This window comes from Nonomuraea sp. ATR24 (assembly GCF_041950485.1).
Classification (GTDB): Bacteria; Actinomycetota; Actinomycetes; order Streptosporangiales; family Streptosporangiaceae; genus Nonomuraea; species Nonomuraea ceibae.
The window spans coordinates 457,402-477,811 of record NZ_JBGNUU010000005.1 but is presented as its reverse complement, the minus strand read 5'-3'; the positions used below and the strand labels follow the sequence as shown (position 1 = coordinate 477,811).

Annotated in this window: 19 protein-coding genes; 9 read left to right on the top strand and 10 right to left on the bottom strand. The window is 71.2% G+C overall.

What is annotated here, in order from left to right:
• The first annotated feature begins 84 nt into the window (after positions 1 to 84).
• Positions 85 to 657 carry a TetR/AcrR family transcriptional regulator gene (locus ACBI99_RS16550; protein ID WP_357584847.1) on the top strand — a complete coding sequence of 191 codons (573 nt, stop codon included), beginning with the start codon at positions 85 to 87 and terminating at the stop codon, positions 655 to 657.
• Positions 658 to 693: 36 nt separating this feature from the next.
• Here the strand turns inward: ACBI99_RS16550 and ACBI99_RS16545 are convergent, their stop codons facing one another.
• Positions 694 to 1,326, bottom strand: coding sequence for a TetR/AcrR family transcriptional regulator (locus ACBI99_RS16545; RefSeq protein ID WP_375072629.1), 633 nt, complete (start codon positions 1,324 to 1,326; stop codon positions 694 to 696).
• A gap of 80 nt (positions 1,327 to 1,406) precedes the next feature.
• Here ACBI99_RS16545 and ACBI99_RS16540 point away from each other — a divergent pair, with 80 nt between their 5' ends.
• From ACBI99_RS16540 to ACBI99_RS16530, 3 genes are read left to right on the top strand one after another with little or no spacing between them, the layout of a single operon-like run.
• A complete protein-coding gene (locus ACBI99_RS16540; RefSeq protein ID WP_375072628.1) occupies positions 1,407 to 1,565 on the top strand; it encodes a hypothetical protein in 159 nt (52 codons plus the stop codon).
• Positions 1,562 to 2,701, top strand: coding sequence for a flavin-containing monooxygenase (locus ACBI99_RS16535; protein ID WP_375072627.1), 1,140 nt, complete (start codon positions 1,562 to 1,564; stop codon positions 2,699 to 2,701). The genes ACBI99_RS16540 and ACBI99_RS16535 overlap by 4 nt, the downstream gene beginning before the upstream one ends.
• Positions 2,702 to 2,728: 27 nt before the next feature.
• Positions 2,729 to 3,745: a carboxymuconolactone decarboxylase family protein gene (locus ACBI99_RS16530; RefSeq protein WP_375072626.1), complete on the top strand. Its 1,017-nt coding sequence runs from the start codon at positions 2,729 to 2,731 to the stop codon at positions 3,743 to 3,745.
• 231 nt (positions 3,746 to 3,976) lie between these two features.
• Here the strand turns inward: ACBI99_RS16530 and ACBI99_RS16525 are convergent, their stop codons facing one another.
• On the bottom strand, positions 3,977 to 4,228 hold the full coding sequence (locus ACBI99_RS16525; protein WP_219499238.1) for a hexameric tyrosine-coordinated heme protein: 252 nt from the start codon (positions 4,226 to 4,228) through the stop codon (positions 3,977 to 3,979).
• 649 nt (positions 4,229 to 4,877) lie between these two features.
• Between ACBI99_RS16525 and ACBI99_RS16520 the strand changes: the two genes are divergently transcribed.
• On the top strand, positions 4,878 to 6,239 hold the full coding sequence (locus tag ACBI99_RS16520) for an NAD(P)/FAD-dependent oxidoreductase (RefSeq protein ID WP_219499242.1): 1,362 nt from the start codon (positions 4,878 to 4,880) through the stop codon (positions 6,237 to 6,239).
• Positions 6,240 to 6,441: 202 nt separating this feature from the next.
• Here the strand turns inward: ACBI99_RS16520 and ACBI99_RS16515 are convergent, their stop codons facing one another.
• The 4 genes from ACBI99_RS16515 to ACBI99_RS16500 are packed head-to-tail and all read right to left on the bottom strand — an operon-like array spanning position 6,442 to position 11,045.
• Positions 6,442 to 7,383 carry a carbamate kinase gene (locus ACBI99_RS16515; protein WP_357584835.1) on the bottom strand — a complete coding sequence of 314 codons (942 nt, stop codon included), beginning with the start codon at positions 7,381 to 7,383 and terminating at the stop codon, positions 6,442 to 6,444.
• Between the two features lies 1 nt (position 7,384).
• A complete protein-coding gene (gene argF, locus ACBI99_RS16510) occupies positions 7,385 to 8,359 on the bottom strand; it encodes an ornithine carbamoyltransferase (RefSeq protein ID WP_281426704.1) in 975 nt (324 codons plus the stop codon).
• Positions 8,360 to 8,382: 23 nt separating this feature from the next.
• The gene (locus tag ACBI99_RS16505) at positions 8,383 to 9,642 is read right to left on the bottom strand and encodes an arginine deiminase (protein ID WP_246643624.1); all 1,260 of its coding nucleotides are present in this window, start codon (positions 9,640 to 9,642) and stop codon (positions 8,383 to 8,385) included.
• Positions 9,639 to 11,045, bottom strand: coding sequence for an amino acid permease (locus ACBI99_RS16500; RefSeq protein WP_357584833.1), 1,407 nt, complete (start codon positions 11,043 to 11,045; stop codon positions 9,639 to 9,641). Before ACBI99_RS16500 ends, ACBI99_RS16505 begins: the two co-directional genes overlap by 4 nt.
• A 436-nt stretch (positions 11,046 to 11,481) precedes the next feature.
• Here ACBI99_RS16500 and ACBI99_RS16495 point away from each other — a divergent pair, with 436 nt between their 5' ends.
• The 3 genes from ACBI99_RS16495 (at position 11,482) to ACBI99_RS16485 (ending at position 14,516) form a co-directional block, all read left to right on the top strand.
• Positions 11,482 to 12,249, top strand: a complete 768-nt coding sequence (locus ACBI99_RS16495; RefSeq protein WP_219499255.1) for an alpha/beta fold hydrolase — start codon at positions 11,482 to 11,484, stop codon at positions 12,247 to 12,249.
• Between the two features lie 172 nt (positions 12,250 to 12,421).
• Positions 12,422 to 13,615, top strand: coding sequence for a low temperature requirement protein A (locus ACBI99_RS16490; RefSeq protein WP_246643626.1), 1,194 nt, complete (start codon positions 12,422 to 12,424; stop codon positions 13,613 to 13,615).
• Between the two features lie 106 nt (positions 13,616 to 13,721).
• Positions 13,722 to 14,516, top strand: coding sequence for a universal stress protein (locus ACBI99_RS16485; RefSeq protein WP_375072625.1), 795 nt, complete (start codon positions 13,722 to 13,724; stop codon positions 14,514 to 14,516).
• Positions 14,517 to 14,536: 20 nt separating this feature from the next.
• Here the strand turns inward: ACBI99_RS16485 and ACBI99_RS16480 are convergent, their stop codons facing one another.
• Together ACBI99_RS16480 and ACBI99_RS16475 are read right to left on the bottom strand one after the other, a co-directional pair.
• Positions 14,537 to 14,803 carry a WhiB family transcriptional regulator gene (locus ACBI99_RS16480; protein ID WP_219499263.1) on the bottom strand — a complete coding sequence of 89 codons (267 nt, stop codon included), beginning with the start codon at positions 14,801 to 14,803 and terminating at the stop codon, positions 14,537 to 14,539.
• Between the two features lie 74 nt (positions 14,804 to 14,877).
• Positions 14,878 to 15,696, bottom strand: coding sequence for an alpha/beta hydrolase (locus ACBI99_RS16475; RefSeq protein ID WP_357584828.1), 819 nt, complete (start codon positions 15,694 to 15,696; stop codon positions 14,878 to 14,880).
• A 270-nt stretch (positions 15,697 to 15,966) separates the two neighbouring features.
• On the opposite strand from ACBI99_RS16475, the gene ACBI99_RS16470 reads away from it, so the two are divergent.
• Positions 15,967 to 16,602, top strand: a complete 636-nt coding sequence (locus ACBI99_RS16470) for a sigma-70 family RNA polymerase sigma factor (RefSeq protein WP_219499268.1) — start codon at positions 15,967 to 15,969, stop codon at positions 16,600 to 16,602.
• An 84-nt stretch (positions 16,603 to 16,686) separates the two neighbouring features.
• Here the strand turns inward: ACBI99_RS16470 and ACBI99_RS16465 are convergent, their stop codons facing one another.
• Both ACBI99_RS16465 and ACBI99_RS16460 read right to left on the bottom strand, forming a co-directional pair.
• Positions 16,687 to 17,511: an alpha/beta hydrolase gene (locus ACBI99_RS16465; protein ID WP_357584826.1), complete on the bottom strand. Its 825-nt coding sequence runs from the start codon at positions 17,509 to 17,511 to the stop codon at positions 16,687 to 16,689.
• A gap of 34 nt (positions 17,512 to 17,545) precedes the next feature.
• Positions 17,546 to 20,377: an AAA family ATPase gene (locus tag ACBI99_RS16460; RefSeq protein WP_357584824.1), complete on the bottom strand. Its 2,832-nt coding sequence runs from the start codon at positions 20,375 to 20,377 to the stop codon at positions 17,546 to 17,548.
• Positions 20,378 to 20,410: the final 33 nt, after the last annotated feature.

Sequence of the window (20,410 nt, the reverse complement as noted above, 5' to 3'; positions counted from 1 at the left end):
GGGACGATAAACGGCGGGGTCCGCCGTTTTCTCTGCGGTACGATACGGCGGGCCCCGCCAGTTAGCAACACCGGAGATGACGCCATGCCCGACCGCCAGCGCGCGGACGCCCGGCGCAACTACGCGCGCATCCTCGCCGTCGCCGAGGAGGAGGTCGCCACGCACGGCGCCGGCGCCTCCCTGGAGCAGATCGCCCGCGTGGCAGGGGTCGGCTCGGCCACGGTGCGCCGCCACTTCCCCACCCGCCGGTCACTGCTGGAGGCGGTCTCCCACCGGCGGATCGAGTCCTTGTGCGCCCGCGCGAACGAGCTGGCGAGCGAGGACGACAGCCGCGTGGCCCTCCTCGGCTGGCTCGGCGACGTCCTCACCTACTGCGTCGCCGCGCGCGGGCTCACGGCCGCCCTGTCCTACGAGGAAGCCGAGCCCGGCTCGATGGACGAGAGCACCTGCGCGGCGATGATGGAACAGGCAGGCGATCCGCTGCTGCGCCGCGCCGTGCGAGACGGCGTGGTCGCGGAAGGGGCCACCGTCGCCGACCTGATCACGCTGATCGTCGGCATCGTCCTGGCGACGGAGCACCACCCCGACCCCGCCGCCCGCGCCGAGCACCTGTTCCGGCTCGCGGTAGCGGGCCTCAGCCCGCAGCCCAGGACTTGACGGTGTCTCCCGCATTTCGCTAGAGCATCACGCTAGTCATTCAGATGACGCAAGAAGGGTGCTGATCAGAGTCTGGGCCGCCCAGTCGGCCCAGGCGCGGCTGTTCCAGCCCCGGTGGCCGGTGAGCAGGTGGTAGGTCTCCGGCGCCAGGACGGCGAGGGCCATGTCCGCGGCGCGCAGTGCGTTGAGGTCGGCGCGCAGCGCGTTCTTGGCGGCCAGGGCGCCGGTGAACACGGCCAGCACGGTGTGCCGCTGCGTGATGTTGGTGCGCCACAGTTCGGCGATCTCCGGGTCGGTGGCGGCGGCCGAGCGGGCGACCTCCAGCAGCGGCGCCACCCGGGCATGGATGTCGGCGGTGGCCTCGACGAGCCGGTGCAGCAGCTCGGGCGGCGGCGCGGCGAGCGCTTGGGCGGCCCACGGGCGGTCGAGCGTGGCGACCGGGGCGTCGTCGCCGGCCACCTCGACGTCGAGCAGCTCCTTGAGGATCGCTCGTTTGGTTTCGAAGGTGAAGTACAACGTCTGCACGGCCACCCCACCTTGGGTCGCGATGGCCTGCATGCTCGTGGCGGTGTAGCCGCGTTCGACGAACAGCTTGCGGGCGGCGGCGAGCATGCGGGCACGGGTCTGGGCCGTCTTGGCCGCGCGCACTCCGGGCTTGGGTGGTGTCACCGGTGATCTCCCAAACTTGACTGGAGCGCCACTCTAGTGCAATCGTCGCTGGAGTATCGCTCTAGCGAAAGACGTGACGTATGGGCAACCGCACCTTGACGGGTCACACGGCCGCGGTGGAGTCGGCGGTCTTCCCGGAGAACACCGCGCTGCCGACCATCGGCACCGGAGCCGCTGGCGGCCGACATGGCGTCACCGCGCTGTCGCCCGGCGCACCACGCTGGGAGCGGGCGTCGTGACGCCCACCGTCATCATCATCGGAGCAGGTCCGGCCGGGCTGGCGGCCGCGGCGGCCCTGCGCCGACGCCGGATCAACCCGATCATCCTCGAACAGGGCGAGGCGGTGGGCACCTCCTGGCGGCACCGCCACCAGGACCTGCGCCTGAACACCATCCGCTGGCTCTCCGACCTGCCCGGCCTGCCCATCCCCGGACGTGCCGGCCGGTGGGTCGCCCGGGACGACTACATCGACTACCTCGAACGCTTCACCCGGCACGCGCGACTCCACGTACGTTGCGGTGTTCGAGCCCGCCGGATCGACCCCGTGGCCGGCGGCTGGCAGATCACGACGAACGACGGCCACTACCGCAGCCGGCACGTCGTCGTCGCCACCGGCCACGACCGCGTCCCCAAGCTGCCCGACTGGCCCGGACGCGCGGGCTTCCAGCGGCCGATCCAGCACGTCGCCGCCTTGCGCCGCGCCGCCGACCTCGCCGGCGCCCGAGTCCTGCTCGTCGGCGCCGGAAACTCCGGCGTCGAGATCGCCGGCCACCTCGTCGACGCGGGCGTCCGGCGCCTGTGGATGTCGGTGCGCACCTCACCGACCATCCTGCCCCGGCACCTGTACGGCCTCCCCCTGCATCCGCTCACCCTCGCGCTGCGCCTCCTGCCGGAGCCGATCCGCGACCGCCTCGCCCGCGCCGCGGCGCACCACGCGTTCGGCGACCTGCGCGCCCACGGGCTGCCCACCCCGAGGCAGGGCCCGTACGAGCGCATGCGCACCACCGGCGTCACCATCGCGATCGACCAGGGCTTCGTCGGGCATCTCACCGCCGGCCGGCTGCGCGTCGTCGCCGACATCGACCGTCTCGACGGTCCCGAGGTCGTGCTGCGAGACGGCGGCCGGCTGCGACCCGACACGGTGCTGGCCGCCACCGGCTACGACCCCGGTCTCGCCGATCTGGTCGGACACCTCGACGTCCTCGACCACGACGGACGTCCCCACCGTGATGCGGGCAAGCACCGGCCCGCGACGGGACTGTGGTTCATCGGCTACCGACCGGCGATAGAGGGCAGCCTGCGCCGGTTTCCCGTCGAAGCGCGGCGGATCGCCCGCGCCATCGGCAACGCGCCCCAAGCCTGCCCGCGTCCCTGAAATAGCCCAACCACGGAGGAGATCAGCATGTCCATCCGCCACATCGCGCCCGTCCCCAGGAAATCCGCCACCGGCCGAGTAGCCGAGGTGTACGCCCAGTCGGCGGCCGACTTCGGGCAGGCCGCGTTCATGATGCTGTCCCCGGCGCCTGAACTGCACGCCGCGGCCTGGGCCGTGCTGCGCGAGTCGGAACTGGCAGGACTCGCCCCCCGCACCGACAAGGAAGTCGTGGCCGTGGCCGTGTCACAGGCCAACCGGTGCCGGTTCTGCATCGACGCGCACACCATCCTCATCCACGCCCTCGGCGAACACCAGCTCGCCGAGGACCTGCTCGACGGCCGAGTCCCGGCCGACCCTCACCACGCCGCCCTGACGACCTGGGCGAAAGCCACCCGAACCCTCGACCCGGCACACCTGCCGGCACCGCCCTTCCCTGCCGACCTCGCCGCCGAGTACATCGGCACGGCCCTGTCGACCCACTTCATCAACCGCATGTTCTCCACGCTCACCGACGAGCAACTGCTGCCCGGCAACCTGCAACGAGCACGGCCGGTACGCCGCGTCGGGGCCATGGCCTACACCCGCACCGTCCACCAGCAACTCATCCGAGGCGACAGCCTGCCCCTGCTGGCCGGCATCCCGATGGAGCCCCGGCCGGCCTGGGCGGGCGACACACCGATCGGAGCCGCGTTCGCCGCCCTGCGCAGCGCGGCAACCGCCGGCGCCACACTCCTGAGCGAGCCAAGCCGGAACCTTCTCCGAGCCACGGTCGCCGAACCCACCCCCTTTTCACCTGGCACACGGCTGACACAACGGTTGACCCAGCTTCCCGAAGCCGACCGGCCCGCCGCCAAGCTCGCGCTCCTGGCCGCTGTCAGCCCACACGACATCACCGAAGCGGATGTCACCGCATGGCGCACCACGACCTCCGCCACCGACACCGACCTGGTGCGCCTGCTCGCCTTCGGCGCCATCACCGCGATGGAGCGGATCGAGGAGGCCATCACCAGCCGACCACCGACAGTCCCCACCGACCGCGTCTGACTGCACCCGCGCCGGGGTGCTGCGGGAGGTAGCTCCGTCGCGCCCCCGCCTCTGTGCCGTGCCGGGGACCATCCCCGCACGCCGCCGCATTCGGCGGTGTGGCGGTCCGTACGGGCGGGGGGCACCAAGACCCGGAAGTCACGTCGTACGCCCGCCCTGCCTCAGCGTTGCGTGGATGCCTTTCAGAAACGACGTGAAGAGCAGCCGTCATGGGACTCTCCTCCGGGAGGGTCAGCGCCAATAGCCGTTGGCAGCGGCGACGGTGGCGAACTCCAGCGCCACCACCTGGGCGGCGGCGATCAGGCCCATGGGGTCTTCGCCGTACCGCGCCCGCCCGGCCCGGAGGATCTCCAGGTCGGGCTGGAGGTTGTGCACGGTGTGACGGGCGAGCGTGATGGCCAGGGCCCGTCCCTCTTCGGGGGTAGCGGTGATGAGGGTGCCGCCGGGGACGAGCACCATGCCTTCATCGGGAACGTGGGTCATGGGGATTTCGCCTTTCACTGATGCGCTCAAATTCTGTGGGTGCTCGTGTTCTGGGTGGCTCGCAGGCGGCGGTGCCTTCTGGGGGTGACGCCCTTCACCTGCTGCCTGCCTCGCAGATACGAACTCCGCGCTGGAGCCGTGCGTGCCCCCTGAGCCTGCCGGGGTGGCCTGTTGCCAACCCGTCACTTACTAGACCGGACAGCCTCCGGGCTCGTGACGCCGCCGCGAGGAGGAATCAGCAGAGCGTCGCTCGAAGTCGGCCTGCCCGGCTGTCAGCGTGCTCCTGGGCCGGTTGGAGGAGATGGGCTGTCGCCGTCACCGTGCCGGTATGGCCCGTCCGACGCGTGTTCGCTGAGTCCAGCAGCCCTGGGTGATCCGGGCATTCGCGCTATCGGTACGTGCTGTCACATTTCGTCGCCCCCATCCGGTCGTTGCTGTGGAACGCAACCGAGCATGGTGCGGGGTGACGATGAAGGCCGGCTCACTGGCCAGGGCGCCGGGGCGATGGGGTCCGGGGCGTCCGTCTCGCGAACAGGGCGATGCGCACGGCCTTCGCCGGCCCCGGCTCCTCAAAGGCCGATGCCGGCGCGCCCATGAACACCCGGCAGCGTCGCACACCCCGTATCGGAACAAGCGAGGAGACAGACAGATGAGCAGCAATTACGACGTCATCGTGATCGGTGGCGGATCGCCTGGAGAGCATTGTGTCGGCGCCCTGGCCGACGGTGGGTTGCGCGTCGCGCTCGTGGAACGGGAACTGGTCGGCGGGGAATGCTCCTACTGGGCCTGCATCCCGTCCAAGACGCTGTTGCGTCCGGGCGAGGCGGTCCACGGAGCGCGGGAGGCGGCCGCCACCGCCGAGGTCGACGCCGAGCGAGCCCTGGCCTGGCGGGACTTCATGGTGTCCGACTACTCCGACGCGGGCCAGCAGCGGTGGCTGGCCGCCAAGGGCATCGACCTGTTGCGTGGCACCGGCCGGCTCGCCGGGCCGGGTGTCGTGGAGGTGAACGGTGTTCGCCACACCGCCGACCACATCGTCATCGCCACCGGCGCGTCACCCGTCATTCCTCCCGTCCCGGGCCTGCGGGAACTGCCGGGCGTCTGGACCAGCCGCGAGGCGACCGGTATGAAGGCGGTGCCGCGGCGGCTTCTCGTACTCGGCGGCGGTGCCGTCGGCGTGGAGATGGCCCAGGCGGTACGGCGTCTGGGCGGCGAGGTGGTCCTGACCGCACGGAGCCGGCATGTCCTGCCGCGCGAGCCCGCGCCACTTGGCGAGGCGCTCGGCGAGGTCCTTCGCCGCGACGGGGTCGAGATCGTGCTCGGCCCGCAGGTCACCGGTGCCCGGCACGACGGCCAGGACTACGTTCTCACCCTCGACGACGGTCAAGAGCTGCGCGGCGACAAGCTGCTCGTCGCCGCCGGGCGGCGCCCACGCGTGCACGACCTCGGCTTGGAGACGGTCGGGGTAAGCGCCGACGGCCATGGCATCCCCGTCGATCGGCGCCTGCGCGCCGCCGAGAAGCTCTGGGTGGTCGGCGACGCCACCGGCCTATGGATGCTGACCCACGTCGGCAAATACCAGGGCGAGGTCGTTGCGGACAACATTCTCGGCACGCGTCGTGAGGCGGACTATACGGCCGTGCCCCGCGTCGTCTACACCGACCCGCAGGCCGCATCGGTCGGCGACGTCGAGGCGCGGTTCAGCGCCACCGTTCCTCTCTCCGAGGTGGCCAAGACCGCCACGTACACCCGAGCCTACGAGGAATCCAACGGATTCCTCGCGCTGTTCAGCGACGGCCATGTGCTCACCGGCGCCTGCGCTTTCGGCCCCGAGGCGGGCGAGTGGCTGCAGCAGGCGACCCTTGCGATCCGCGCCCGGATCCCGCTGGACGTGCTGCGCGACACCATCCAACCGTTCCCCGCCTTCTCGGAAATCTATGTTGCCGCGCTCAAGGGCCTGCACGACAAGATCGCAGGGGCCGGGCAACCAGCCCGGCAGGAAGCGTCATAGACCCTACGGCCCACACCCGGCGGCATCGTTCGCCGGTCAGAGCTGTGAACCTGAGGGCGGTGCTCAGCGGTTGACCCACCGCCCTCAGGAAATCGCACCCGTCCGCTGATCATTCGGCCAACAGTTGGAGCGCCGGATCGGCCGCTGTCTCAGGGCTGACACCGTTGCCCACGGTCTCGCCCACGGGTGTACGCCGCTGTGCTCATCGTGTTCGCCTTGGCGCGCTTGCCGAGCCGGTCGATGTCGTGATGGTGGTTCCCGCCGTGCCGGCGAGCACCGCGGACGCCTCCCGCAGCGCGCCGATCGCCGCCGCCCGCCCGGTTGCCGTGACGAACCGGATACACGCGTCGACCTTGGGCCCCATCGACCCGTCAGGGAAGGGCATCGTGCGCAGCTCGCCGACGTCGATGGTGGACAGCGGCCGCTCCCGTGGAGTGCCGAAGTCGCGGCGGACGGCGTCGACGTCGGTAAGGATCACGAGGCGGTCGGCGTTCAGTTCGATCGCCAGCAGTGCCGCCGTGCGGTCCTTGTCGACGACGGCCTGCGCACCCTCGAACCGCCCGCCGCCCACGGCGAGAATCGGAACGCCGCCTCCGCCTCCGCAGATGACGGTCGTGCCTGTGGCCACGAGGCGCCGGATCGTGGGGAGTTCGACGATCCGGCGCGGCGACGGGGACGCCACCACCCGGCGCCAGGCCGGGCCGTCCCGGGCGACGGTCCACCCGTGCTCCCGCGCGAATCTCCGGGCCACCGGCTCCGGGTATCCCTGGCCGACGAACTTCGCGGGGGCGCGGAACGCCGGATCGTCCGCGTCGACCTCGGTCTGCGTGACGATCGTGACGACTGGCCGGACCATGCCCGCGTTGCCCAGCTCCCGCGCCAGCCAGTACCCGATCATGCCCTGGGTCTGGGCGCCGAGCGTGTCGAGCGGGAACGGGTGGGCCAGCGCCGGGTCGTTCTCGCTCTCGGCGGCCAGCATCCCGATCTGCGGCCCATTGCCATGACAGAGCACCAGCGTGTGCTCGGCGGCGAGCGGCGCCAGCGCGCGGGCGGCGGCGCGCACGTGCCGTCGCTGCACCTCGTCGTCGGGATGTTCGCCTCGTTCGAGCAGGGCGTTCCCGCCCAGCGCGACGACCAGCAGCATGTCAGGCTCCCAGTGACGCGACGAGCACGGCCTTGATGGTGTGCAACCGGTTCTCCGCCTGCTCGAAGACTATGGAGGCGGGGGAGGCGAACACCTCGTCGGTGACCTCGGCCCCGGTGAGTCCGTGACGTTCGTGGATCCGCTTGCCGAGCGTGGTGCTGGTGTCGTGGACGGCAGGCAGGCAATGCATGAAGCGCGTGTCGGGGCGTCCGGTGGCGGCCATCGCCTCCGCCGTGACCCGGTAGGGGGTGAGTAACGGGACCCGCCGGTCCCATTCGGCGTCGGCCTCGCCCATGCTGACCCACACGTCGGTATGGACGAAGGCGGCGCCGTCAAGCGCCACCGCGAGATCGTCGGTGACCGTCACCCGGGCGCCGCTCTCCTGCGCCAGGCGTTCGGCCTGTCGCACCAGCGACTCCGGTGGGCTCAGCTCGGCGGGCGCGGCGATCCGCACGTCCATGCCGAGCATGGCCCCGGTGATCAGCAGCGACCGGGCCATGTTGCCGCGCCCGTCGCCGGTGAAGCAGTAGCTGATCCGTTCGATGTCGCCCGGCTGGTGTTCGCGCATGGTCAGGACGTCGGCGAGCATCTGGGTCGGGTGCCACTGGTCGGTGAGCCCGTTCCAGACCGGGACGCCGGCGTGCCTGGCCAGCTCCTCGACGGTCTCCTGGGCGAACCCGCGGAACTCGATCCCGTCGAACATCGCGCCCAGCACCCGCGCGGTGTCGGCGACGCTCTCCTCCCGGCCCAGGTGCGAGCCCGACGGCCCGAGGTAGGTGACGTGGGCGCCCTGGTCGTAGGCTGCGACTTCGAACGCGCATCGGGTGCGGGTGGAGTCCTTCTCGAAGACCAGGGCGATGTTGCGTCCGGTCAGCTCGGGCCGTTCGTGTCCGGCCCGCTTGGCCTCCTTCAGCGCCGCGGCGCGGTCGAGCAGTTCGAGGAAGCCCGTGCGGCCGAGGCCGGTCACGGTGAGCAACGAGCCGGACGAGGACGGGCGGGTCACGGCGACTCCTTCGCAGTGAGGGAAACGGGGTCACGCAGGATGGGGCAGGTCATGCAGCGGGCGCCGCCGCGGCCACGGCCGAGTTCGCTGCCGGCCAGCGGAATGACCTCCAGGCCGTGGTCGCGCAGCATGGCGTTGGTCGCGGTGTTGCGTTCATAGCCGAGCACCACGCCGGGAGCGACTGCCAGGAAGTTGTCGGCGTCGTTCCACTGCTCACGCTCGGCCTCACGCCGGTCTCCCGACGCGGTCAGCACACGGACGCCGTCGTCCTCGATCGCCTCGCACAGTCCGGCTGCCAGCCCCGTCCTGCGGCGGACGCGCCCATCAGGGGTGAGCAGCCAGACCCGGGCCGCGGCCTGGTCGAAGTAGGGGTAGGCGACGAAGGTGGCGACGTCGACCATCGTGAGCACGGTGTCCAGGTGCATCGTCGAGCGGGTCTTGGGCAGCTCGACGGCCAGGACGCGGCGGGCGTGGCCATCGGAGAACAGCCGCCTGGCGAGCATCTCCATGCCCATCGGCGTGGTGCGCTCGCCCATCCCGATCATGACGACGCCGTCGGCGATGACGTGGATGTCGCCGCCCTCCAGCGTCGCCGGGGCGTGTGGCAGGTCGTCGTCGCCGTAGACGGTGACGAAGTCGGCGCCGGCGAACAGCGGGTGGTGCCGGTAGACGGTGCGAGTGTTGATGGACTCCCGGTTTCTGGCCGCTTTGGCCATCGGGTTGACCGCGGCGGCCCGGCCGATCCAGGCCGCGTTGTCGCGCTGGAACAGCGTGTTGGGCAGCGGGGCGAGCACGAAACCGTCATCGTCGAGGCTGTGCCACGCCACGCTGGCCACGCGGGGCAGGTCGATCTCCGACTTCAGCACCCCACCGATCAGATGGCCGGCCAGCACGACCGGGTCAGTGTCCAGGAACAGCGCCCGCAGCTCACGGGCCAGCGCCGGTCCGAACCGCTGATCAGTGCACACGCGGTTCACGGCGAAGCGCCGGCCGGCGTCGGTCGCGAGCGCCTGCGCCAGCAACTCGGCGAACAGGTGCACCCGCACGCCGCGGGCGCGCAACGCCGCGACGAACTCGTCGTGTTCGTGGCGTGCGCGGTCGGCCCAGAGCACGTCGTCGAACAGCATCTCAGCGGCGTTGCCGGGGGTCAGCCGATCCAGCTCTCGCCCGGGCCGGTGCACGACGACCTCGCGCAGGCGACCGATCTCGGAGTGGACGCCGATCCGCAGGGCGGTGTCCTGGCCGGTCGCTGTCATCGTGTCACCGCCGGGGCCTCGCCGTAGACGCCGCGGCGGGCCTTGACCCAGACGTACACCGGCACGCCGAGCAGCAGGCAGAACGTTCCGTAGTAGACGGCCTGGTAGCCGCTCCCGGCGAGAGCCCAGAACCCGAACGCCAGGGCGAGCATTGAGACGGTGACGTCACGTACAAGATGCCCGGTCCGCGATCGCCTGCCGTCGACGATCAGCCAGTACAGCTGCGCCGCGGCGGACAGCAGGTACGGGACGACGGAGGTGAGCACCGACAAGAGCACGACAGCGATGAACACCTGCTCGAAGCTGGTGTAGCTGATGACGGTAAGTCCTGCGGCCAGCAGGGTGGAGACGATGATTCCGAACGCGGGCACCCCGGACCGGTTCTGCCGGGCGAAGCGGGCCGGGAACAAGCCGTCCCGCGCCGCCGCCCGTGGCATCTCGGCCACGATCAGCGTCCAGCCGACCAGTGCCCCGAAGCCGGACACGATGGCCGCGACGGCGACCGTCGCCCCCGCCCACTGTCCGCCGAAGATGGCGTTCGCCGAGTCGGTGAAGGGGGCGGCGGAGCGGATGAGGCGGTCGTGCGGCACGGTGCCGAAGACGGTGACGGTGCCGAGGATGTACACCGCGGCACAGGCCAGGGTGCCCAGCACGGTTGCCCGGCCGACGTTCCGCCTGGGGTCTCTGACCCGGGCCGCGGCGACAGACGCGGTCTCGATGCCCAGGTAGCTGAACAGGGCGATGGCTCCCGCAGCGCTGATCGCGCCGAGCCAGGAGCCGCCACTGGCGTTGAACTCGCCGAAGTTCGCCGTGTTGATGAACAGCAGGCCGATGGTGGCCATGAACACCAGCGGAATGAACTTCAAGACGGTCGCGACGACCTGGAACGCGGCGAAGCTGCGCAGTCCCGAGAGGTTGACCAGCGCCGGCAGGAGCAGCCCGGCCAGCGCGATCGCGATCGACCAGCCGATCTCGTGCCCAGTGTTCCAGAACACCTCGACATAGCCCACCCACGCCACGACGATCGCCGCGTTCCCGGCCCAAGCGGTGATCCAGTAGCTCCAGGCGATGAGGAACCCGGCGAATTCGCCGAATGCGTCGCGGGCGTAGACGTAGGGGCCGCCTGCGGCCGGCAGCCGCGCCGCGAGGCCGCGGAACGCCAGCGCCAGCGCGACCGCGCCGATCGTGACGAGCACGAACGCCACCAGCGATATCGGGCCGAACACCGCCAGGGCGGACGGAAGGGCGAACACTCCGGTTCCGATGACCGAACCGACCACCAGCGCAGACGCCGTGACGAGCCCGAAACGACGCTCACCCGGCTCCCGCCCGGGCGGCGCACTGTCCATCGGCAGGGCTGGACGGGCCACGTCCCGCAGCGGTGCGCCATCCGTGATGTTCATGATCTATCCCTTTCGCCGCGAACCGGATCGGTTCCTCCGCTTGGACCGGGCGGCCACCTTGATCTGTGACAGGCGGGCGAGGCGGGGAATCAGAGGAATCGCCGGAACCACCTGCCGGGACCGGCTCGCCGCGCGCTCATGTGTTCCGTGTACAAGGCCGCCGCTCGGCACTGTCACAGATTCGGCCGGCTGTCCGGTCCAAGCTGTGAAGCCCGGCCTCGTCCGCCGTGGCCTCGGCCTCCAGCACGTCACAGGCGCGGAGCCGCTGAGGTGCGGACCACCACCCTGACACCTGAAAGGGCATGCTCATGATCACGAGAAAACGGCCCGTCATCGTTCTGGTCCACGGCGCGGCCCACCCGCTGCCCGACGTGGAGAGTGGCGCGGCGGGTCCCGGCCGTTCGGTCGCCGCCATCCAGACCAGGGGTGACGCATCATGCCGGTAGTCCTCATCCACGGCGTCCCCGACACCCATCGTCTCTGGTCGGGTGTCCGCCGGTACCTGACGCGTACGGACGTGGAAGCCTGGGACCTGCCGGGGTTCGGCGCTCCACGGCCCGAGGGCTTCGGCAGCACGAAGGAGGAGTACGCCGACTGGCTGATCAGCCGACTGGAGGAGCTCGGCGAGCCGGTCGATCTGGTCGGTCACGACTGGGGCTGCATCCTCACCGCCCGGGTCGCCTCTCTCCGTCCCGACCTGGTACGTACCTGGGCCGGCGGGAATGGCCCGATCAGCGCTCGATACACGTGGCATCCGCTGGCCAATATCTGGCAGGACCCGGTCGAGGGGGAGCGCTTCATGGCAGGGCTGACGCCCGACGGCTTCGCGGCCGATCTCGTCACCGGCTTCGAGGTCCCCGCCGACCTGGCCGAGGAGACGGCGCGGTACGTGGACACGCTGATGCAGGACAGCATTCTCAAGCTCTACCGCTCCGCCGTGCGGATGGGCGGCGAGTGGGAACCGGAACTGGGCAGGATGTCCGCGCCCGGCCTGGTGTTCTGGGGAGCCCGCGACCCTGCCTGCCCCGTCGGGTTCGCCGACGAACTGGGCCGGGCTGTCAGGGCGGAACGCGTGCTCAAGCTCGACTGCAACCACTGGACGGTGTTGCAGCGGCCCGCCCAGGTCGCCGCCGCCCTCGAACGGCACTGGCGGCGCCGCCGGCCGGAACGTCCGTCCATGCCGACGCCTTCGGAGGAACGATGAGCGGTCCGGCCGTTGAGGACATCCTCCCGCACGAGGCCACTGCCTGAGCCCTTGCTCGTTTCTCTTGTCACAGAACGAAGCGCTGCCCGGTCTTGCTAGCGGGACAGACTCACGGAGCGACAGGAGCGCGACCTTGCCACCGGCCAACACCACCATCCGCATCAGGGTCAGGATGAGCGCTCGCCCTGTCGACGAGCCGCACCGCGCTGCGAGCCAGCTGGAGCTCCTGTTCGACCTCACGTTCGTGATCGCGGTCGCCGCCGTCACCGCGCGGCTCGCGCACGACCTCGCGGACGGTCACGGCCTGGCCGGGCTGCTCCCGTTCCTGCAGGTGTTCTTCGCGATCTGGTGGGCGTGGATGAACTTCACCTGGTTCGCCTCGTCCTACGACACCGACGACGTCGCCTACCGGCTGCTGACCATGCTCCAGATGGCCGGGGTGCTGGTGCTGGCCGCCGGCGTGCCCGCCGCGGCCGGCGAGGCTGATTTCGGCATCGTCACGCTGGGCTACCTCATCATGAGGGTGGGGCTCGTCGCCCAATGGCTGCGGGCCGCAGTCGAGGATCGGGCGAGCCGGCGCACCGCGCTGCGCTACGCCGGTGGCATCGCCGTCCTGCAACTGGCGTGGATCCTCCGGTTCTTCCTGGTGGAGAAGGGTGGGCTGCCCGCTTCGTCAGGGCTGCCGATCTTCGTCTGCTTGGTGGTCCTGGAGCTCGCCGTGCCGCGGTGGGCGGAACGGGTGCGGCCCACCACGTGGCACCCGCACCACATCGCCGAGCGCTACGGACTGTTCACGATCATCTTGCTCGGTGAGAGCGTGCTGGCGGCGAGCAGGGGAGTGGAAGGGGCGCTCGGAGCCCGCGGGATCAGCGGCGCCCTCGTCGTCATCGCGGGTTCCGGCCTCGTTCTGCTGTTCGCGCTGTGGTGGCTGTACTTCCTGGTGCAGGCGGGTGGGGGCCTCAGCGATCGCCGTCATCGGTCGTACCTGTGGGGATACGGCCACTACGGCGTCTTCGCCGCCCTTGCCGCCCTCGGCGCCGGGCTCGAAGTGGCGGTGGAACAGAGCGGACAGGAGGTCGCGGCATCGCCCATGGCGCTCGGCTACGCGGTCGCCATCCCGGTCTGCGCATATCTCCTCCTGTTGCAGGTGACGCACGCGCTGGTCCTCGCGAGGCCCGTCATCCCGCCCAGGGCGGCGCTTGTGGACTGCGTCGTCGTCCTGGCGCTGCCGCTCGCGACGCCCTGGATCGGCGTGGCCGGCGTGGTCGCGGTGATCTCGGCGAGCTGTGTGCTGCTGGTCGCCGTCGCGATCTGGCCGACGGCCATCGCGGCCAGGACGGCGGCACGCCATGCCGGCCCCGAGTGACCGAGGACACCGGGCGTGGACGACCGGGATCGCCGCGCTCATGCGCGAGGTCTCGGCCACAGGAAAGCTCGTCGAACAACCGGCGGCCAACGAGAAAGGAACAGCGATGAGCGCTGTAGTCGTAGGTGTGGACGACTCCGAGGACGGCCTGCGAGCCGTGGAGTGGGCCGCCGCCGAGGCAGAACGCCGGCGTCGGCCGCTGGAGATCCTCCATGCCTTCATCTGGCCGCTGCTCGGAGTGCCTCTCGGCCCTGCACCGGGAGGCCCGCCTGAGGGCGGCCTCCGGCACGACGCCGAACGCATCCTGAACACGGCTGTGACGCGTGCGCGTGCGGTCGCGCCCGGCATCGAGGTGACCACCGGTCTTCCTGAGGCCGTGCCGGTCAACGCGCTGCTGAGCCGGTCCCACCAGGCAGGGCTGCTCGTCGTGGGCAGTCGCGGCCTCGGCGAGGTCGGAAGCCTGCTGCTGAGCTCCGTCGGCGCCAGGCTCACGGCCGAGGCCGCCTGCCCGGTCGTGGTCGTGCACGGGCACGTCACGCCGAAGGGGCCCGTCGTGGTGGGCATCGACGACCATGACGAGAGCGAGGCGCTGCTCGCGTTCGCCTTCGCTCATGCCTCACGGACCACGAATGCCCTGACGCTGGCGCATACCGGCGACGGGCCGGCCGTGCCCGAACGCGCTCTGGGGACGTGGCGTGAGCGCTTCCCGTCGGTCACGGTCGGCCAGGAGAGGCTGACCGGCCGCCCAGGCAAGGCGCTGGTGGGCCCGGCTTCCGGGGCGTCCCTGCTCGTGGTCGGCTCGCACCAGCGTCATGGGCTCCGCGCACTTCTGCAGGGTTCGGTCAGCCAGACAGTCCTCCGTCACGCCACCTGCCCCGTCGCGGTGATCCGGATCTCTTGACGAGATGGGGCGGCGACAGTTCAGCCGGTCTTCTTGAGCCGCTTGGAGCGCATGCGGCGACGCTCGTCCGGTGTGGTGCCGCCCCACATGCCTTCCGGTTCGCCGGTCTCGACGGCCCAGGTCAGGCAGGGCACGCGCACCGGGCAGCTCATGCAGATCCGCCGGGCCAGGGCGGTGTGCGGGGCGGGCCTGCCGTCCCAGGTGAGCGGGAAGAACAGGTCGGGATCGCTGTTCGCGCAGGCCCCGTGGTCGGCCCAGCGGAGTGTCAGCCTCGGTTCGATGTCCATGGTCGCCACCTGTGTGCTCGACGCCGGAGGGCCGCCCCGCCCGCGACGACGGGCAGGCCGGCCCTCTCCGGCTGTTAACGGGTACGGCGGTCGGCGTCGACGATGACGTCGGTGATGACGGACGGGTGGCTCAGCGACATGGCGTGCGAGGACTTCACCTCGATGGTGCGAGCCTTGGCCCGCGCGGCCATCCACCGCTGACCTGCGGGCGCGATGGCCTTGTCCTCGCCGCTGACGATGACCCAGCTGGGGATTTTCTTCCACGCCGGGGCGCCCGAGACGCCGGTGTAGGCGCCGACCCCGAAGGGACGCTGGGCCACGGCCATCCGCCGGGCCGTGTCGGCGGGCAGGTCGGCGGCGAACACCGCGGGGAAGCTGGCCGGCTTGATGTACAGGTCGACGCCCTCGCCCGCCGCGTCGGTGTACGGGCGCTGGTCGAGCGTGGCCGGGCCGAGCAGGCTGCCGGGAAACTTCTCAGGGTCCAGCACGGTCTCCGTGCTCTCGCCCTTGTCCGGCAGGAACGCCGCCACGTACACCAGGGCCTTCACATTGTCGGCGTCGCGGGCGGCGTTGGTGATCACGACGCCGCCGTAGGAGTGGCCGACCAGGATCACCTTGCCGGGAATGCCCTTGAGGATGCTCGCGATGTAGGCGGCGTCCCCTGACAGGGTGCGCAGCGGGTTGGGGGCCGCTACGACCGGGTAGCCGCGCCGCTGCAGCTGGGCGGTGACCCTGTCCCAGCTGCTTGCGTCGGCGAAGGCGCCGTGGACCAGCACCACCGTGGGCCGGGTGCCCTCGGCGGTGCCGGCCATGGCGGGAGCGGTGGACAGCGTGACGGCGGCCAGGCCGAGAGCGGCGGCGGAGTTCTGCCAGATGGACGGTCGATGACGCATGACGAGACCTTTCGTTAAGGGATGAATCACGGCCGGTGAGGGTGCCGGGTGCGCCGGCGACCTCCTCTGCCGGTGCATGCTCCACGGTTCCGGCACGGCGGCCGGCGGACATCGCACGAAGACTTGAGATCGCACAGCCCCTTTGCGACGCGCGGGCCGGCATCGCCGCCTGGCGTCCCGCCCGGATGTCAAGCATCCGTGCGATGTCGTCCGACCTCGTCGGGCGTTTGCTGGGATCCGACTGATGCAGGCCCTCAGCTGGAGAGACGAATGATCCCCATCGGCCATTTCACGGAGAACGTCAACCGCGAAGCTGCGTTCATCACCACACGACCGCGGCTCTTCGCGATCGCCTACCGCTATCTCGGGGACGCGGGCGAGGCCGAGGACGTGGTGCAGGAGGCGTGGCTGCGGTGGGAGCGCGCCGACCGCTCGGCCATCGTCAACGCGCCCGCGTTCCTCGCGAAGACCACCGTCAGGCTCTCTCTCAACGTCGTCCAGTCCGCGCGCATGCGCCGTGAGACGTTCCCCGGCCCCTGGCTGGCCGAAAGGAACGAGGGCAGCGCCGGTCCCGATTCGGCGGCCGAGCAGCACGAGGCCGTAGATCTCGCGGTCCGGGTGCTGCTGGAGAAGCTGTCGCCCGCCGAGCGGGCCGCCTACCTCCTGCGCAAGGCCTTCGACTACCCCTACCGACGCATCTCCGAGGTCCTTCACCTGGACGCGGCGTATGCGCGGCAGCTCGTACGGCGAGCCCGCGAACGCATCGAGACCGGGCGGCGCAGACCGGTGGACATCACCGAGTATCAGCGCCTCGTGCAGGTGTTTCTCGATGCGACGCGGACCGGCGACCTGGCCGAGCTGGAAGGGTTTCTCGCCGCCGACATCTCCATGAGAAGGAGTGCGTGATGAGCGACACGGTGGAGGGGGCGTCGTCCACGCGGTCATCCAGCCGGAACAGGTCGCGATCAGGCTCGGTAAGTGCTCGCCGCGTCAGCTGCCGGCAAGGAACCGGAGCAGCGTGCGGTTGAAGCGCAGGGGGTGCGTGGCCTGGCAGCCGTGCGGCGCGCCCTGGATCACCTCCACGTCAGCGCAGCCGATGCGTGCGCCCGTGGCCGCGAACGGGGCGATCTCGTCGTCCTCACCGTGAATGATCAGGGCCGGCACCGGCAGGGCGAGTTCGGCGCGCAGATCGCTGCGCGCCAGCGTCGCCAGCCCGGCGTCGAGCGCCTGCGGCGACGCCGCGGCTCCCTGGTCGCGGTAGTGGCCGCGGTGGAGGTCGCTCAGCAGTACGCGGGCGCCGGCCCGGAACATCCGGGTCACGTAGGAGTCGATCATGGTGAACCTGTCGGTGCCGAGCCGCGCCCTGAGATGGTCGAAGTGCTCGGGGGTCCAGGGGCCCTGCGGGTTGCCGTAGGAGCGATACAGGTACGGCAGCGCGGCCCCCACCAGGACGACCCCCGCGATCCCTGCCGGGCCGTACCGGGTGAGATAGCGTGCGATTTCCGCCGCGCCCATCCCCGCTCCCACCAGCGTCGCGTCGGTCAGCTCCAACCCCTCGAGCATCGCGCGGAGATCGCCGGCCAGGTTGTCGTAGCCGTAGCCGCCCCAGGGACGGGTGGAGTCGCCGAATCCCCGGCGATCGTAGGTGATCACGCGATACCCGGCCTCCACCAGCGCGGGCACTTGTGCCGCCCACATATGTCTGGACAGCGGCCAGTCATGGAGCAGGACCACGGGACGACCGTCACCGTAGTCCTCGTAGCAGAGCTCGACCGGGGTATGGCCGTGGTCGACGCCTACAGGCAGGTAGGCCATGAAGTCGCCGCTTCCTTTCCGTTGGGGTACCGGGTCAGCCGTCGTGCTCCACGACCAGCCGGGTCAGTTCCACGCGCGAATTGACGTCCAGCTTGGTGTAGGCATGACGGAGGTGGGTGTTGACGGTGTGCGGCGACAGGAACAGCCGCTCCGCGACCTGCCGGTTCGTGGCGCCTTGGGCCACGTGCCTGACCACCTGCAGTTCGGCGGCGGTCAGCCCGTCCCAGCCGTGGGCGGCGCCGGACTTGCGGCCACGCCGGCGTATCCCGGCCTCGCGCAGCCGCCGCCGCACCCGGGCCGCGTCCCGCAACGCTCCGGCCTGCTCGTACAGCTCCGACGCCGTTTTCAGGCGGGCGACGGCGGCCCGCCGATCCGTGGCCGCCAGGGCACGGCCGGCGTCTTCCAGCGCCGATGCGCGCACGATCGGCCGGGGGAAGCCGGCGAACCGTTCCGCGGCACGTGAGAGCAGGGCCGCGTCGTCGTCGAGCAGTCCGCGGGCGTGTTCCGCGACAGCGGTCAGGAACGGAAATCCGGGGTTGCGCCCGGCCCGGGCCTCGGTCTCGCAGACCATGCGCACGGCCGCCTCGCGGTCACCGGCGCGCAGGGCCATGCGGACGAACACCACGTCGTCGGCCGCGTCCAGGGGGGTCGCCCCCGTCGCGCCGTCCGGGCCCAGCGCGACCGCCGCCGCGGCGTGGGCCAGGGCGCGTGCCGGGTCGTCGTCGCAGTCGGCTACCAGAGCGAGCATCCAGGAGCCTGCCCTGGTGACGAAGGGAGCCTCGTCACCTGTCATGCGCAGGCCGTCGGAGGCCAGCTGGGCGATGCCGAGACGGTCACCCGCGTACAGGGCCGAGCGGCCCAGGGCGTAGCGGGCGGTCACGTCGGCGGTGTTCCCCGTTGCGCCCTCCTCGGCCAGGGCGGCTTCCGCCTCGGCACGGGCGCCGGCCAGCCGCCCGGCGTCGAGCAGCATACGGACGCGGTACAGCGACCACATGCGCGCCGCGGCCACCTGTCCGTGTGTCCGCGCTCTTCCCAGGGCGAGGTCGATCTCCTCAAGCCCGCGCAGGGGTTCGCCCGCCGAGCTCCACAGGAAGCTCTGCCAGGATGGCCCGGGGATCCAGGGCGAGTGCAGGATGCCCGCGTCGGTCGCCAGCCGTACCGCCTCGTCCTGCCGGTCGAAGGCATGCCGCCAGTCCGTGCGGTGGAACGAGAGCGTGGCCTCCACCGCCATCGCGGTGGCCTCGATGGCGCGATTGCCGCAGTAGCCGCCGGCGAGCAACGCCGCCTCGGCGGCGCGACCGGTCTCCTCGACGTCGCCGGCCACGACGAGAGAGAGGGCCTGCAGGGTGAGCAGGTGTGCCAGGGTCGTCTCCGACAGCCCTGGCAGGGCCAGCGCAACCCGGCACTGCCTGACCGCCTCGGCGAACGAGCTCTGGCTCGACAGCCTGGCCAGGCTGAGCCGTACCTGCGCCTCGCCTTCCGGTTCCAGCAGCCCGGCCAGGGCGCCGGCAGCCGTCGCACGGGCTTCGTCGTCGTGGCCGGTCAGCCACAGCAGGACGGCGGTCTCGGCGATCAGTGCCGGGCGGTCGGGGTGGTCGGCGGGGGCGAGTTCCAGAGCTCGGCCGCTCAGGGCGGCCGCGGCGGCGGGGGAGGTGGGCGCGAGGTCGGTGGCGGCCCGGCGCAGCAGCGAGACGGCTTCGTGGTCGCCCGGCTGGGCGACCTCCGCCAGGTCGGCGGCCACTTCCATGGCCGCCGCGCCGCGCCGCAGCCGCACATCGACGGCCTGACGGCGGATGAGGTCCTTGAACGCGGCGGGCACGCTGTTCCGTACGGCCTCGCGGACCAGGTCGTTGCGCAGGGCGAGCCGGCCGTCGAGGTCGGTCAGCAGGTCGGCGCGCAGAGCCTCCTGCAGCGGGCCCATCAGGTCGACGGGGGAGCACCGCAGAAGTTCGGCCAGGACGTCGACGTCGGCGTCGCGGCCCAGCATGGCCGCGAAGCGGACGCTGTCGCGGGCCAGCGGCGAGAGCCGGTCGAGGCGCTGCCGGATCGAAGAGCGGAAGCGCATGGGGATGCCCTCGGCCGCCGTGAGATGCGCCATCCCGTCCTGGATGAGGATGGCGCCTTCCTCGCGCATGCCGTTCAGCAACTCGACAAGGAGCAGCGGCCGGCCGTCGGCCTTCCTGGCGAGTTCGAGCAGTACGGGTTCGGCGACGGCCTGCAGGATGTCCTGGGCCAGGAGCGCCACGGCCTTCGTCGACAGCGGTCGCAGCACGATCCGCTCCGCAGGCCAGGCGCGTGCCGTACCGGCCTGATGCTGTTCGCGGATGGCCAGCACCCACAGGATGGGCCGGCCGGACAGGCGGGTGGGCAGCGTGCGAAGGGCGCTGCGGGTGGCCGCGTCACACCACTGCAGATCGTCCATAAGTATCACCAGCGGAGCAGCCGACGCGGCTCTCTCCAGCTCGTGCTGCAGCTCCCGCAGCAGCCAGAAACGCTGTTCCTCCGCCTCACTGAGCGCCAGCAACCTCTCGCGCGCCACGAGCGGTGCCGGGCCGGACAGCAGCGCGTCCAGCAGGGGGGCGAAAGGTACGGCATGGCCGTCCTGCGTGCCGGCGCCTGCCCTGACGCGCAGACTGCCGGCCGCGGCCAGATCGGCGACCTCCGCGAGCAGACGTGACTTGCCCGTCCCCGGCGCCCCCTCGATCAGAACGGCTCCGCCGTGCCCTCGCCGCAGGTCGTGCAGCCGGTCACGCAGCAACGACAGCTCGGGCTCGCGGCCGCGCAGCGGCATCGTGGGGAAGGCGTCTGCGGCGGAGCGACGCTCAGAAGGGACCGAGAAGCCCGCTACCGCGTTGTTGAGGCTCATGTGCTCGTTCCGTTTCCGTGGTGTGGCGCCCGG